12 protein-coding genes are annotated in these 14,111 nt (G+C 72.6%); 8 read left to right on the top strand and 4 right to left on the bottom strand.

Annotation, left to right across the window (positions count from 1 at the left end; translation table 11 throughout):
- Positions 1–1,422: glycoside hydrolase family 3 C-terminal domain-containing protein (locus tag AB0J52_RS09425; protein WP_500181102.1), on the top strand; the 1,422-nt coding region annotated here is incomplete at its 5' end.
- Between the two features lie 63 nt (positions 1,423–1,485).
- Positions 1,486–2,649 (top strand): glycoside hydrolase family 1 protein, encoded by a 1,164-nt coding sequence (locus AB0J52_RS09420; protein ID WP_500181101.1) that lies wholly within the window; start codon positions 1,486–1,488, stop codon positions 2,647–2,649.
- A gap of 7 nt (positions 2,650–2,656) precedes the next feature.
- Here AB0J52_RS09420 and AB0J52_RS09415 read toward each other — a convergent pair whose 3' ends face one another.
- From AB0J52_RS09415 to AB0J52_RS09405, 3 genes are all read right to left on the bottom strand, one after another.
- Complete coding sequence (locus AB0J52_RS09415) at positions 2,657–3,985, bottom strand: GAF domain-containing protein (protein WP_500181100.1); 1,329 nt, start codon at positions 3,983–3,985, stop codon at positions 2,657–2,659.
- Between the two features lie 60 nt (positions 3,986–4,045).
- Positions 4,046–4,411 carry a helix-turn-helix transcriptional regulator gene (locus tag AB0J52_RS09410; RefSeq protein WP_500181099.1) on the bottom strand — a complete coding sequence of 122 codons (366 nt, stop codon included), beginning with the start codon at positions 4,409–4,411 and terminating at the stop codon, positions 4,046–4,048.
- A 205-nt stretch (positions 4,412–4,616) separates the two neighbouring features.
- Positions 4,617–5,225, bottom strand: coding sequence for a cysteine hydrolase family protein (locus tag AB0J52_RS09405; protein ID WP_500181098.1), 609 nt, complete (start codon positions 5,223–5,225; stop codon positions 4,617–4,619).
- A gap of 164 nt (positions 5,226–5,389) precedes the next feature.
- Here AB0J52_RS09405 and AB0J52_RS09400 point away from each other — a divergent pair, with 164 nt between their 5' ends.
- From AB0J52_RS09400 to AB0J52_RS09385, 4 genes are all read left to right on the top strand, one after another.
- Positions 5,390–6,229 carry a helix-turn-helix transcriptional regulator gene (locus AB0J52_RS09400; RefSeq protein WP_500181097.1) on the top strand — a complete coding sequence of 280 codons (840 nt, stop codon included), beginning with the start codon at positions 5,390–5,392 and terminating at the stop codon, positions 6,227–6,229.
- Positions 6,230–6,371: 142 nt separating this feature from the next.
- Positions 6,372–6,833 (top strand): NUDIX hydrolase, encoded by a 462-nt coding sequence (locus AB0J52_RS09395; RefSeq protein ID WP_500181096.1) that lies wholly within the window; start codon positions 6,372–6,374, stop codon positions 6,831–6,833.
- A 96-nt stretch (positions 6,834–6,929) separates the two neighbouring features.
- Entirely contained in the window at positions 6,930–7,781 is an 852-nt protein-coding gene (locus AB0J52_RS09390; protein WP_500181095.1) for a helix-turn-helix domain-containing protein, read from the top strand.
- Between the two features lie 262 nt (positions 7,782–8,043).
- Positions 8,044–10,062 carry an ABC transporter ATP-binding protein gene (locus AB0J52_RS09385; protein WP_500181094.1) on the top strand — a complete coding sequence of 673 codons (2,019 nt, stop codon included), beginning with the start codon at positions 8,044–8,046 and terminating at the stop codon, positions 10,060–10,062.
- On the opposite strand, the gene AB0J52_RS09380 is transcribed toward AB0J52_RS09385, so the two are convergent.
- A complete protein-coding gene (locus AB0J52_RS09380) occupies positions 10,051–10,626 on the bottom strand; it encodes a CGNR zinc finger domain-containing protein (protein WP_500181093.1) in 576 nt (191 codons plus the stop codon). The two genes, AB0J52_RS09385 and AB0J52_RS09380, sit on opposite strands and share 12 nt — an antisense overlap.
- A gap of 80 nt (positions 10,627–10,706) precedes the next feature.
- Between AB0J52_RS09380 and AB0J52_RS09375 the strand changes: the two genes are divergently transcribed.
- Positions 10,707–11,879 carry an epoxide hydrolase family protein gene (locus tag AB0J52_RS09375; protein WP_500181092.1) on the top strand — a complete coding sequence of 391 codons (1,173 nt, stop codon included), beginning with the start codon at positions 10,707–10,709 and terminating at the stop codon, positions 11,877–11,879.
- A 108-nt stretch (positions 11,880–11,987) separates the two neighbouring features.
- The gene (locus AB0J52_RS09370) at positions 11,988–13,625 is read left to right on the top strand and encodes an ABC-F family ATP-binding cassette domain-containing protein (protein WP_500181091.1); all 1,638 of its coding nucleotides are present in this window, start codon (positions 11,988–11,990) and stop codon (positions 13,623–13,625) included.
- Positions 13,626–14,111: the final 486 nt, after the last annotated feature.

Here is a 14,111-nt window from a genome sequence, read left to right as displayed (position 1 = left end):
CGCCGCACCGAGCGCACCACGCCGCCGCCGTCCTGGAGCGCCGACGAGCACCACGCCCTCGCTCTTGAGGCCGCGGCCGCCTCCGCCGTCCTGCTGAAGAACGACGGCGTCCTGCCGCTCGCGCCCGGCGCGCAGGTCGCCGTCCTCGGGGAGCTGGCGCGCACCCCGCGCTACCAGGGCCACGGCAGCTCGCACGTCGTGCCGACGCGGTTGGACGACGCGTGGAGCGTCCTCGCCGAGCGGCTCGGAGGGCAGGCCCGGTTCGCCGCCGGGTACCGCCTTGACGGCACCGAGGACCCCGCCCTTCTCCAGGAGGCCGTGGACGCCGCGGGCGACGCCGACATCGCGCTGCTCTTCCTGGGGCTTCCCGCCGACGAGGAGTCCGAGGGGTTCGACCGCCTCCACCTCGACCTGCCCGCCGTCCAGCTCGGCTTGCTCGACGCCGTCGCCGCCACCGGAACCCGCGTGGTCGTCGTGCTCGCCAACGGGGGCGTCGTGTCGGTCGCGCCGTGGCGGGACAGGGCCGCGGCGATCCTGGAGACGTGGCTGCCCGGACAGGCCGGCGGCGCGGCGACCGCCGACCTGCTGCTCGGCGTGACCAGCCCGTCCGGACGGCTCACCGAGACGATCCCGCTGCGGCTCGCCGACAACCCGTCCCACCTGCACTTCCCCGGCTCGGACGGGCAGGTGGTCTACGGCGAGGGCCGCTATGTCGGCTACCGGTACTACCAGACCCTCGACGTGCCCGTCGCGTACCCGTTCGGGCACGGCCTCACCTACAGCCGCTTCGGCTACGACGCCCTCGACGCCGTCCGCGCGGGGGACGGCTGGCAGATCGGGGTGACCGTCGCCAACGAGGGCGACCGGTTCGCGCACGAGGTGGTCCAGCTGTACGTCGGCCCGGACGGGCCGGACGCCGACCGGCCGCGCCGCGAGCTGCGCGGGTTCCTCAAGGTGGGGCTTGAGCCCGGCGCGTCCGCGCGGATCGTCTTCGAGCTCGGGCCCCGCGACTTCGCGGAATGGTCGGTGTCCCGCGGCCGTTGGAGCGTTCCCGCCGGGACGTTCCGCGTCGAGATCGGCGCGTCGGCCGCCGACGTCCGGCTCGCCACGACCGTGGACTGCGAGGGGGACGGGCACGTCGACGACCTCGGCCCCATGTCCACGCTGCGCGAATGGCTGGACCACCCCGTCGGCTCGCGCCTCCTGCGCGAGGCCCTCAGCTCCTCCAGCACCCCCCGGCTGGGGCAGGGCGACTCGGCGCTGGTGCGGCTCGCCCTCGGCATCCCGCTGAAGAAGTTCCAGACCTTCGGCATCGGCCTCAGCACCGACGTCGTGGACCGGCTCGTCGCGGCCGTCCGCGAACACTCCGCACGCGACGAGCAGAGCGAGCGGGACGAGCACGACGAGCGGGACGCCCGGTGACGCGACGGCGCCGCCGCGCGACCAGCACGCCAAGACCTGGCCCTCGTGAAAGAGGAGAAGAAGATGTTCCCTGACGGATTCCTCTGGGGCGCGGCCGGATCGCCCCACCAGACCGAGGGCAACAACGTCGCCAGCGACCTGTGGGAGCTGGAGAACCGCCCCGGCGGGTTCCTGCCCGACCGGAGCGGCGACGCCTGCGACTCCTACCACCGCTGGCCCGAGGACCTCGACATCGTGCGCGGGCTCGGCCTCGACGCCTACCGGTTCGGCATCGAATGGGCGCGCGTCGAACCCGTGCCAGGCCGGATCTCCCGCGCCTCCCTGGCCCACTACCGGCGGATCATCGAAGGGTGCTTCGAACGCGGGCTCACCCCTGTCGTCACCCTGCACCACTTCACCAGCCCGCTGTGGTTCCAGGCCGCCGGCGGCTGGACGGCCCCCGACGCGATCGCGTCCTTCCGCCGCTACGTGCGGGCCGTCCTGCCGATCCTGGACGGCGTCACCTGGGTCTGCACCGTCAACGAGCCGAACATGCTCGCCATGATGGCCAGCATGATCCGGGAGAAGAGGCGGAGCGAGAACGTCGCCGGCGCGATGCCCCCGCCCGACCAGGCCGTCGCCGAAGCGCTCACGGCCGCCCACCGCGCCGCCCGCGAGGAACTGGCCGCGGTCCCCGGCGTCCGGTCGGGCTGGACGGTCGCCAACCAGAACTTCGAACCGGTCGACGGCGCCGACGCCGAATGCGCCCGCTGGGCCTGGACGCGCGAGGACCAGTTCCTCGACGCGGCCAAGGGCGACGACTTCATCGGCGTCCAGGCCTACACCCGCGTCCGGATCGGGCGCGACGGCGCCCTGCCCGTCCCCGAGGCGGCGCGCACCACGCTCACCGGCTGGGAGTACTATCCGGCCGCGCTCGGCAACGCCGTGCGCCACACCGCCGCCCGTCTCCCGGACACCCCGATCCTGGTCACCGAGAACGGCATCGCCACCAGCGACGACACCGAACGCATCGACTACACGAGGGACGCCCTCGCGGCCCTCGCGGAGGCGATCGCCTCGGGCATCGACGTCCGCGGCTACCTGCACTGGTCGCTGCTCGACAACTACGAGTGGGGCAGCTACCACGCCACCTTCGGCCTGGTCGCCGTCGACCGCACCACGTTCGCCCGCACCCCGAAACCCAGCGCGACCTGGTTCGGCGCCTTCGCCACCGCCCAAAGGCGGTAGCGCGGCCTCAGCGGTTGAGGTAGGCGGCGAGACCGTCCGGTTCCTCGTTGGCGAGGAAGACCGAGCGCACGTTGATGAGGGCTTCCTCGACGTGGGTCGGGCAGCCCCACGCCGAGTCGCCCCAGGAGTCGGCGATCTTGATCTCGGCCGGTTCGGCGCATCCGCCGGTGCCGCCGAGCTGGCAGTGCTCCGGGTGCGGCGTGGTGGCCTGCGCTGTGGCGGCGGCACGCATCCGGGCGGCGAGCTCAGCGGCCGCCGCGGCACGCTGCTCGGCCTCGGCGCGCAGTTGCTGCTCAGCCCGCACCGCCTCGGCCAGCTTGTCGTGGGCCGTCCTGGCGCGTGCCTCGGCGGCCGCCTTCTCCTGTTCGATGTGGTGGCGTTCGATGGCGAGGGCCGCGGTTCCGGCGAAGACGCGGGCGAGGGCGAGGTCGGCTTCCTCGGGGACGCGCGGGGTGCGGTGGTACATGGCGAACGTCCCCAGCAGGCCGCCGTCGCGGGCCAGGATCGGCATCGACCAGCAGGCCGCCAGCCCGGCACGGTCGGCCAGCGCGCGGAAGTCGTCCCAGAACGGGTCGGTCGCGATGTCGGTGACGATGACCGGTTCCCGCCGGTGCGCCGCCGTGCCGCAGGAGCCGACACCCTCACCGGTGGCGATCCCGTCGATGGCCTCGTTGTAGAAGTCGGGCAGGCTGGGCGCGGCGCCGTGACGCAGGCGCCGTCCGTCGGGGTCGGCGAGCAGGACGGAGACGAGCAGTTCCTGCGGGACCAGGTTCTCGATGCAGCGGGCCATCCCGTCGAGCACCTCGGCCAGGGGCGCCTGACGGGCGATCTGCTCCACCAGGGCGCGGTGTTCGTTCATCAGCCGCTGGGCCTGCTTGAGCTGGGTGGTCTCCACGCCGATCACCCGGATGCCGATCACGGCGCCGGCGGCGTCGCGGCGCGGCTCGTAGGTGAAGTCGAAGAACGCTTCCCGGGTGTGCGGGCCGGTGCCCAGCATGACCCTGACGTCGCGACCGGTGTAGGCCTCTCCGGTGCGCAGGACCTCGTCCAGCAGCGCGATGAACCCCTGCGTGGCCAGCTCGGGCATCAGCTCGGCGATCGGAACGCCGATGCGGGCCCGGTCCTCACCGCCGATGGCGGTGAAGAACGCCGGGTTCGCCGCCTCCACCACGTGCGCCGGCCCGGTCAGCGACGCGAAGACGGCGGCGGACTGGCCGAACAACGCCCGCAGATCCTCCTCCACCGCCTGCCCGGTGACGGACGGCTCGGCGACGGGCGGATCGGCGACGGCCGCCGGCTCGGCGAGGGAGGGGCGCTGGCCTGATGTCGCCGTCATGGTCTGGTGGGCCTCTCAGCTGCGAAAAGGACGGGGGGGGACGATGGTGCGCCGGGGTGCTCAGAGCGGTTCCCGGTCACCCAGGGATTCCTGGCCGCCGGCCGTCCGGAGCGGGGCGTGCTCGTCGTCGTGGCCGGTGAACACCGCCAGCAGCTCCTTGACGAGGTGGTCGGCGTCGGCGGGGTGCCGGAACGGGCGGTCGGGGTGGACGCTGTAGTGGGTCCGGCGTCCGATCCGGGTGCGGGTGAGGTAGCCGCCGCCCTCCAGGTCGTTGACGATCATCTGGGCGGCGCGCTCGGTGATCCCGATCGCCTCGGCGATGTCCCGCAGCCGGGACTCCGGGTGGCGGACGATCATGACCAGCACGCGCGCGTGGTTGGTCAGGAACGTCCACGGCCGTCCGCCGGTGCCGCGCTCGCCGCCCATGCGCCTTCCCTCTGCGTCCCCGATGCCGGGGCCGAGCCCCGAAGTCCCTTTGCCGAAGATTGTTTCATGAAATCCGGGCCGTCGAGGCTCTGGCGCGTCCGTCACCCCGCGTGGCGTGGCCCACATTCGCGCCGGGCCGCCCGGCACAGCGTGAGGCTCGCCGCCGGGTCCAGCACTCTCGGGAGGCGCACGCGGGCACCGCCGGTCATGGACGGGCGGCGGCGGTGCTGGCGAAGACGCCCGAGCGCTCCAGTTCCGGGCCGCCGTTGACCGCCGCGATCCACTCCTCGGTGGTGGCCACCGCGGCGAAGCGGGACTGCATCACCACCAGCACCGCCTCATGCAGTGCCTTGGCCTCGACGCTGCCTGCCTGGTTGGCCAGCTTCAAGGTTCCGGTGGCATCGGACAGGAACTCCACGGCGAACCCGCGGTGGACCGCGTCCCGTGCGGTGGACTCGTCGCAGTTCTGCGTCATGTATCCGGCGATGACCACGGTGTCCACACCGCGCTCGGCGAGCCATTCGGCGAGGCCGGTGCCGGTGAAGCTGGACGGCAGGGTCTTCTCCATCAGCAGGTCGGCCGGCCGCTCGGCCACCACGGGATGCAGCTCGGCACCGGCGCTGTCCGGGGCGAAGACCGGAGAGCCGGCGGGAGCGGTCTGCCGGACCACGACCACGGGGATCTCGGCCCGGGTCGCCGCGTCCATGGCCGCGCCGATGTTGGCCAGGCTCACGTCCAGCGGCGGGTAGGCGATCGGCAGGTTGCCGGTCACGTACTCGTTCTGGACGTCGATCACGATCAGTGCGCGGTTCATCAGAGTCGGTCCTCTCAGACAGGGGTATGGGGCGCGGTCGGCGCATGCGGGCTGCTCGCCCGCCTTCGCCAGCTTCGGGCAGTCCGAGCCCCCTGCCCAGGGCGGTGTTCACCCCGGGGACCAGCGGAACCGGGGTCCCGCAGACCCCCTTTAAGATGCCGCCCGTGGCAGAAACCTCGCAGATAGCAGCATTTCTTCGCTCGCGGCGGGCCCGGCTGCGCCCCGAGCAGGTCGGGCTGCCCGCCCACGGCTCCCGCCGCCGGGTCCCCGGGCTGCGCCGCGAGGAACTCGCGCAGCTCGCGGGGATCAGCGTCGACTACTACGTCCGCTTCGAGCGCGGCCGCCTGGACGGCGTCTCCGACGCCGTGATCGACGCGGTCGCCACCGCACTGCGGCTGGACTCGGACGAGCGCGCCCACCTGCACAACCTCGCCCGTCCACCCCTCGCCGCAGCGGCGACGCCTCCCCCGCCGCTGCGCCCCGGGCTGCGCCAACTGCTGGACGCCATCGACCCGGCCCCCGCTTACCTGGTCGGGCACCACACCAACATCCTCGCCTGGAACCGCGCCGCCACCACGGTGTTCGCCGTCGACTTCGCGGCCGTTCCCGAGTCCGAGCGCACCTGGGCCCACCTGGTCTTCCTCAACGAGTCCGTCCGGCGGACCGCCGCCCCGAGCTGGCCGCGGATAGCCCGCACGGTCGTCACCTACCTCCGGCTGCGCGCCGGCGCCCGTCCCCATGACCGGGAACTGCACGCGGTCATCGCGGCCGTGAAGGACGCCAGCGAGCAGTTCCGGTACATGTGGGACAGCCACGACGTCACCGACCTGGCCTACGGCCGCTACCACCTGCGCCATCCCGAGGTCGGCGACCTGCACCTCGACTACGAGTTCCTCAACCTGCCCGCCGATCCCGGCGTCCGCGCCCTCGTCGCCTACAGCGCCCGGCCCGGCACGCCCACTCACACCGCCCTCCACGCCCTCACCGCGTCCGTCCCGGGCTGACGGCAACAAGCCCCGCCCGCGCCGTCTTCGCGCGCTCGTCCGCGCCGTCTTCGCGCGCTCGTCCGCGGTCGACGAATGTGGCCTGCGGATTCCGCGCGTCCGGCGGCAGAGGAGCTGGTCACCCCGCTAACCTGACCCGCCTATGAGCCCCAGCAGCCCGGCCGAGCGGGCCCCCTACAGCACGATCATGGACGCGCTGGTGATCCTCATCCGGGATGACCGGGTCCTGCTCGCCCAGCGTGCCGGGACCGGGTTCGCCGACGGGCAGTGGAACCTGCCCTCGGGCAAGCTCGAACGGGGTGAGAGCATCACCCGGGCCGCCGTCCGGGAGGCACGCGAGGAGATCGGCGTCCACATCGCCGAGCAGGATGTGGAGTTCGTCCACCTCCTCCACTACCGCAACGTCACGGGGCACGCCCGGATGGGGACGTTCTTCCTCGTCAAGCGCTGGCAGGGCGAGCCCCACAACGCCGAGCCGCACAAATGCTCCGGCGTCGGCTGGTTCCCCCTGGACCGCCTGCCGGACCCGACCTACCCGTCCACGGCCCACGGTTTGGCGGCATACCGTCGCGGCGACCGGCACAGCGATGTCGGCTGGGATTGACCATGACCACCTGGGCCGTGCGGCTGCGGCCCTCCCCGCGACGCACGCGACGTCGGCCGACACCCGCCGGACTCCCTCGTTGGACAGGTAGCCGCCATGGACCAGGACCTCGATCCGCTGCGCGACGGCACGACCGTCGCCGGGCTCGCGGAGTGCCTGCGGCGGCTCCGAGCCCACGCCGGGAACCCCTCACTCCGCCGACTCGAACTCTGGGGGCAGCAGAACCGCAGGCCGCTCGCGCGCAGCAGCGTGTCGGACCTGCTGCGGGGTAAGCGGCTGCCGTCGCGGCAACTGTTCCTGGCCTTCCTGCGGGCCTGCGGTGTGGACCCCGTCGAGGACACCCGCTGGCTGGCGGCCTGGACCCTGCTCGCCGCCAACCCGGGCGCCGCCCCCGCTCCCCAGGACCTCCCCCAGCAGCTCGCCGCGGACATCCACGCCGCCGGACTGCTCCGGCTCGGAGCCACCTACCTCCCCGACTTCGACTGGAAACGGCTGTTCGCGACGGTCAGCCAACTGGACATCTTCGTCGTCTACGGCCAGACCTGGCGGCACCTGCACGCCCCGGAGCTGACCCGGCTCGCGCGGCGTCCCGAGGCGAGGATCCGCGTCTTCCTCGCCGACCCCGCCGACGCGCTCACCGTCCAGGTCCTGTCGGACCGATTCGCGATCGACCCACCGGAGCTCATCAGCCGCATCGAGAACACCACCCGCGACTACCAGGCTCTGGCGATGCCGGACGGCGCCGAGGTCGACGTCCGCTACTGGCCCGGCGACCGGGCGTTCTCGTGCTACCGCTTCGACACCACCGCCGTCCTCGGCCTCTACAGCCACGGCCGGTCCCGCGCCGCCGCCGTTCCGGTGCTGGTGTGCGCGGAACCCGGCGACCTCTTCCGCTTCGTCACCGACGAACTCAAGGCGATCGAAGCCGGCAGCCGTCCCGCCCGGTGACTCCTGGGGGCTGTCCGGCGTTGTCCGAGGACGTCCGGGCCGGGATGTGAGCGCTCGGTCGCGAGACGAGTGCAGCCCATGTCCGCAGCGGTCGGGAAGGCGGGCGTCCGAGTGCGTCCGTCGGTCAGCGCCGCGGGTGGCGAACGAGGTCGTCTAGGGGCCTGCCCGGACGGACGAAGAGGGGCCCCATGCGACGGCCCGTCGTCTCCGCGCCCGCCGAGCAGGACATCGACACCATCGCGCCGCGTGACGGGAGCCGCCCATGACGTTCATCACCCGACTGCTCGCACGGCTTCGGCCGTCCGCCGAGGAGCCCGCCGTGGACCTCGGGTTGCCCAAGCTCACCGCCTGGAAGGGGTGGGAACGACGGTCGCAGGACATGGCCGAGACCAGCACGCTGTCCATGGCCCGCCGGCTGCCGCTCCTGATCGGGCAGGTCGTCCGGCTCGGCTGGCGGGCCAGCCGACGCGACCTCATCATCACCGTCGTGTTCAACGCCGTCGCCGGGGTGTTCACCGCGTTCGGCCTGCTCGCGACAGCCCGGGTCCTCACGGCGTTGTTCGCGGGCGGGCCCACGCCCGACCGCGTCGGCGCGGCGGCTCCGGCGCTCGCACTCGTGGGGACGGCGATCACGATCCGCGCCTCCCTGTCGCTCGTCGCGCAGTGGTCCCAGCAGCGGCTGCGTCCGCAGGTCACACGGATCGTCGAGACGCGGCTGTACGAGACCACCACCGCGATCGACCTGGCGCGCTTCGACGACAGCGACCACCAGGACGCGCTGCACCGCGCGCAGATCCGCGGGGTGCAGTCCGCCTCGTCCATGGTCGACAACGCCGTCGACCTCGGCACCGCCGCCGTGGGCGTCGCCGCGGCCGCCGGCGCGCTCGGCGTCCTGCACCCGGTCCTGCTGCCGCTGCTGGTGCTGACCGCGCTCCCCGAGGCATGGGCCGCGGTCCGCTCGGCCCGGCTGGGCTACCGCGCGCAGCTGTCGCTGATCGCCGTCCGGCGGCGCGCCTGGATCATGACGGACCTGATGACCGAACGCCGCCATGCGGCCGAGGTGCGGTCGTTCACCGTCCGGCCGTACCTGCTCCGCCAGTACGCTGTGCTGGCCGACCGCGTCCAGCGCGTCCTGGTGGGGGTCGCGAGAAGGCGCACCATGGCGCAGGGATACGGCGACGTGCTGCGAGGACTCGCGACCGCCGGTCTGTACGTGACGCTCGGAGTGCTGCTGTGGAAGGGCCTGATGCCGCTGGCCGTCGCCGGGACGGCGGTCCTGGCGATCCGCACCGGCCAGCAGTCCCTGCTGAACCTCGTCCACGCCCTGAACCGCACCTACGAGGACGGCCTGTACTTCGCCGACTACCTCGCCTACGTCGAGAAGGCCGAGGAGCTTCCGTCCCGTCCGCCCGCGGCCCTGCCGTCCGTCCCGGAGGACGACGCCGAAACATGCGCGGCGCTGCGGTCCTTCCGGGAGATCGCCGTGGACCGCGTCACCTTCACCTACCCCAGCGCCGACGGTCCCGCCCTGCGGGACGTCTCGGTGCGGCTGCGACGCGGCCAGATCGTCGCGCTGGTGGGCGAGAACGGATCGGGCAAGACCACCCTCGCCAAGATCATCTCAGGGCTGTACGCGCCCGACACCGGGCAGATCCGCTGGGACGGCACCGTCGTCACCCGGCTCGCCCCCGACCTCGTGCGCCGCAACATCGCGGTCGTCGCCCAGGACCACACCCACTGGCCGATGACCGCCGCCGACAACATCGTCATGGGCGACGACCTGACCGACTCCCGGGTGAAGCGCCGGATGCTGGCCGCCGCGGCCGACTCCGGAGCCGACGAGATGATCGACGCCTTCCCCCGCTCGTACGAGACGCTGCTGGACAAGCGCTTCGAGGGAGGCCAGGAACTGTCCGGCGGGCAGTGGCAGCGCCTGGCCGCCGCCCGCGGCTTCTACCGCGACGCGCCGCTCCTGGTCTGCGACGAGCCGACCGCCGCCCTGGACGCGCGCGCCGAACACCGCATGTTCGAGCGGATCCGCCTGCACGCCCGACGCCACGGCCGGACCGTCCTGCTGATCACCCACCGGCTCGCCAGCGTCCGCCACGCCGACCACATCTACGTCCTCAAGGACGGCCAGGTCACCGAGCAGGGCGACCACGTCTCCCTGCTCGCCGCGAACGGCCTGTACGCCGAGCTCTACAACCTCCAGGCCTCCGCCTACCGCCCCACGACCCAACTCACCGAACCCCCCACCGCCAGCGAAGGCTCAGTCCGCTGAGACGGAGCGTTTGCGCTGGTTGGCGTTGTAGCGGGCTTTCTTCTGGCGGTTGCCGCACGTGTTCATGTCGCACCATTTGCGGGTGCGGCTCTGGCTGGTGTCGAAGAAGGCGGCCTGGCAGGTCGGCGACGCGCACAAGGCCAATCGGCCGTCTCGTTCGCCTGCGATGATCTCGATCGCGTCGGCGGCGATCACGCCGAGGGCGTCCTCCACGCGGGAAGCCGAGCCGAGCCGCCATCGCCGTTCGCCTTCGGGCGTCAGGATCGCCGCGGCCCGACCGCCGGTGCTGCGGTCGTTGAGGACCTGGACGGCGGAGGCGGGAAGAGCGTTCTGGGTCGCGGCCGCTGTCGCGGCGAGGTGGATCGACTCCCTCAGTTCCCGGGCGAGCTCCCACTGGGCGGTGCTGCAGGAGTCCACGGCGAGACCGCTCACCGCCATCCAGTCGGTGAGGCGGCCCGGCGTGGGAATGCGCTCCACGGCGTCGCCGCACCGCTCCGTCAGGGTCGCGGTGAAGCTGGTCGCGAGCACGTTGCCGAGACGGAAGTCGGGATACCCAGCACGCATGGAACCACCTTAGCCGGTTGCACTCCGGCGGAAAGGGTAATAGAACCGCCTTAGCCGGTTCCGCGATGGCAGGAGGTCTCATGACCCGTCCCACCAGCGACGTGCAGGCGTTCGAAGCCCACGCGTCCGACGCCGACCTCGACGATCTGTGCGCGCGGCTCGCCGCGGCGCGGCTCCCGGAGCCCGAGACGGTCCGGGGCGCGCCGTCCGGCTCCCGCCGATGGGAGCAGGGGGTTCCGCTCGCCGACCTCGTCGAGGTGGTGGACTACTGGCGCACCGAGTACGAGTGGCGGCCGTTCGAAGAGCGCCTTCACCGTGTCGGCCAGTTCCGCACCGTCATCGACGGTCTCGGAATCCACTTCCTGCACCGGAGGTCCGCGCGAGCGGACGCCACCCCCCTGGTCCTGACGCACGGCTGGCCGGGCAGCGTCGCCGAGTTCATCGACGTCGTGGACGAGCTGGCGGATCCGGAGGACGCGGACGCGCCGGCGTTCCACCTCGTGGTCCCCTCGCTGCCGGGCTTCGGTTACAGCGACAAGCCGGCCGCCACCGGGTGGGGCACCGAGAAGATCGCGGCCGCATGGGTGGAACTGATGGGACGGCTCGGCTACGACAAGTTCCTCGCCCACGGCGGCGACTGGGGAGGCGTGATCACCACGGTCCTCGGCGGCAGGTTCCCGGAGAACGTCCTCGGCATCCACAGCACGTTCGCGGAGGCGCCGCCCGGGTTGCCGACGGACGGGCTGACGGCGGTCGAGCGCCAGTGGGTCGAGGACACCCGCCACTTCTGGCGCCACCGCGCGGCGTACGCGAAGCAGCAGGCGACGCGGCCGCAGACCATCGGCTACTCGCTCGTCGACTCACCGGTCGGGCTGCTCGCCTGGATCCTCGACAAGTTCGCCGAGTGGTCCGACACCGAGGACGGCCCGTTCGAGACGATCTCCAGGGACAGGATCCTGGACGACGTCACCCTCTACTGGCTGACGCGGTCAGGCGCGTCGGCGGCCCGCATCTACTACGAGAGCCACAACTCGCTCGATCCCGAACTCCGGGTCGACGTCCCGTCAGCCATCACCATGTATCCCCGCGACACCGAGAAGGTCCCGCGCCCCTGGGCGCAGGAGCGGTACCGGCAGATCGTCCGCTGGAGGTCACCCGAGCGCGGAGGGCACTTCCCGTCGCTGGAGGTACCCGAGCATTTCGTCAAAGACCTGCAAGAGGGCCTCGCGGCCGTACTGGCCGCCACTCGCTGACCGCAGCCCACTGAACGCGTCCGAACACACAGGGCAGGGACTCCTGAGCCGACCGCGCCGCCCCGGCGGGACGGATCGGGCATCTGGGCTGGACGATAGCGTTGGGGGGTGAGCGCCACTCTCGTTGCCAAGGATCTCGCCGCAGGGCACGGCGATCGGCTTCTGTTCTCCGAACTGGACCTCGTCGTCGCGCCTGGTGACGTCGTGGGGCTGGTCGGGGTCAACGGGGCCGGCAAGTCGTCGCTGCTGCGGCTGCTGGCCGGGGTGGACGTGCCGGAGGCCGGGAGCGTGCGGTTGAGTCCGCCCACGGCGCTCGTGGGGTACCTGCCGCAGGAGCCCGAGCGGCGGCCCGGCGAGACGGTCGAGGCGTTCCTGGGCCGCCGGACGGGCGTCACCCAGGCGCAGGCCGATCTGGACGAGGCGACGAAGGGCCTGGTCGAGGAGGTCGAGGGCGCGGACGACGCGTACGCCGAGGCGCTGGAGCGGTGGCTCGCGCTGGGCGGCGCGGACCTGGCCGACCGGGCGGGTGAGGTGGCCGCCGAGCTCGGTCTCACCGTGGACCTCGGGCAGCCCATGACGTCGCTGTCGGGCGGGCAGGCCGCGCGGGCCGGGCTGGCGTCGCTGCTGCTCAGCCGGTACGACGTCTTCCTGCTGGACGAGCCGACCAATGACCTCGACCTGGACGGCCTGGAGCGGCTGGAGCGGTTCGTCACCGACCTGCGGGCCGGGACGGTGCTGGTCAGCCACGACCGCGAGTTCCTCACCCGGACGGTCACCCGCGTCCTCGAACTGGACCTCGCGCAGCAGCAGATCAAGGCCTACGGCGGCGGGTACGAGTCGTACCTGGCCGAGCGGGACGTCGCGCGGCGGCACGCCCGCGCCGACTACGAGGAGTACGCCGACAAGCTGTCCTCGCTCAAGGACCGGGCGCAGACGCAGCGGGCGTGGATGGACAAGGGCGTGAAGAACGCGCGCCGGAAGGCGGGCGACAACGACAAGATCGGCCGGAAGTTCCGGTCGGAGGCGAGCGAGAAGCAGGCGTCCAAGGCGCGGCAGACCGAGAAGGCCATCGAGCGGCTGGAGGTCGTCGCCGAGCCCCGCAAGGAGTGGGAGCTGCGGATGGAGATCGCCGCCGCCCCGCGGTCGGGCGCGGTCGCGGCCACCCTGCGCGGCGCGGTCGTCCGGCGCGGGCCGTTCACGCTGGGCCCCGCCGACCTGGAGATCCGCTGGGCCGACCGGGTCGCGATCACGGGCGCGAACGGCGCGGGCAAGACGACGCTGCTCGGCGCCCTGCTCGGCCGCGTTCCGGTGGACGAGGGGCACGCGGCGCTCGGTCCCGGTGTCCTGGTCGGGGAGATCGACCAGGCCCGCGGGCTGTTCCTCGGCGACTCGGCGCTGATCGACGCGTTCGGCGCGGCCGTCCCGGAGATGACGGCCGCGGAGGTCCGCACGCTGCTGGCGAAGTTCGGGCTGCGCGCGGACCACGTGCTGCGTCCCGCGGCCACCCTCTCCCCCGGCGAGCGGACCCGCGCGGCGCTGGCCCTGCTCCAGGCCCGGGGCGTCAACCTGCTCGTCCTGGACGAGCCGACCAACCACCTCGACCTTCCGGCGATCGAGCAGCTGGAGTCGGCGCTCGACGCCTACACCGGCACGCTCCTGCTGGTCACCCACGACCGCCGGATGCTGGACGCCGTCCGCACGACCCGGCGGCTGCGGGTCGAGGACGGCAAGGTCACCGAACTCTGAGCCCGGGCCCGGGCGGACGGTCCGCTACCAGATCATTTTGCCGTCGTGGACGCCTCCCCTGCAGATGCGGAAGAAGGGACCTCCTTCCGGTCGGCCGCCTCCCTCGATGCACTCCTGCTCGGTGATCATTTCCTTGGCGTGGGCGGACACCGTCGTACCGGCCGACGCCGGGGCCGCGCTCAGCAGACCTCCGGTGAGGGCGGGAGCCGACAAGAGCAGGGCTGTCAGTGCTCGTTTCATGACCTGGTTTCTCCTCCGCTGACGGAAAGGCCGCGCGATCGGGCCCGCGGCCGGCGACGCGGAACGCGCCGACCTCCGCTTGATTGCCGGGTGAGTCGGCTCGTTAACTCCGCGTGAGTTGATCTCCTGGGAAACTCCGCGTCTCGCCCACTCGGCCGCCCGGATGGCCGCGTCAGCGGGTCCCGGGTTCGGGGCGGGTGGCGCGCGCGGCGAGGCGGAGGATGCGGGTGCGGGGGTGGGCCGCGC

The organism is Spirillospora sp. NPDC049652 (assembly GCF_040675125.1).
Classification (GTDB): Bacteria; Actinomycetota; Actinomycetes; order Streptosporangiales; family Streptosporangiaceae; genus Spirillospora.
This window is presented reverse-complemented; position numbering and strand designations above follow the sequence as displayed.

What these genes read in the sequence shown, in the direction of transcription:
- AB0J52_RS09420 (WP_500181101.1), top strand. Translation starts at nt 1,486, where the DNA reads ATGTTCCCTGACGGATTCCTCTGGGGCGCGGCCGGATCGCCCCACCAG.
- AB0J52_RS09415 (WP_500181100.1), bottom strand. Translation starts at nt 3,985, where the DNA reads ATGACGGCGACATCAGGCCAGCGCCCCTCCCTCGCCGAGCCGGCGGCC.
- AB0J52_RS09410 (WP_500181099.1), bottom strand. Translation starts at nt 4,411, where the DNA reads ATGGGCGGCGAGCGCGGCACCGGCGGACGGCCGTGGACGTTCCTGACC.
- AB0J52_RS09405 (WP_500181098.1), bottom strand. Translation starts at nt 5,225, where the DNA reads ATGAACCGCGCACTGATCGTGATCGACGTCCAGAACGAGTACGTGACC.
- AB0J52_RS09395 (WP_500181096.1), top strand. Translation starts at nt 6,372, where the DNA reads ATGAGCCCCAGCAGCCCGGCCGAGCGGGCCCCCTACAGCACGATCATG.
- AB0J52_RS09390 (WP_500181095.1), top strand. Translation starts at nt 6,930, where the DNA reads ATGGACCAGGACCTCGATCCGCTGCGCGACGGCACGACCGTCGCCGGG.
- AB0J52_RS09385 (WP_500181094.1), top strand. Translation starts at nt 8,044, where the DNA reads ATGACGTTCATCACCCGACTGCTCGCACGGCTTCGGCCGTCCGCCGAG.
- AB0J52_RS09380 (WP_500181093.1), bottom strand. Translation starts at nt 10,626, where the DNA reads ATGCGTGCTGGGTATCCCGACTTCCGTCTCGGCAACGTGCTCGCGACC.
- AB0J52_RS09375 (WP_500181092.1), top strand. Translation starts at nt 10,707, where the DNA reads ATGACCCGTCCCACCAGCGACGTGCAGGCGTTCGAAGCCCACGCGTCC.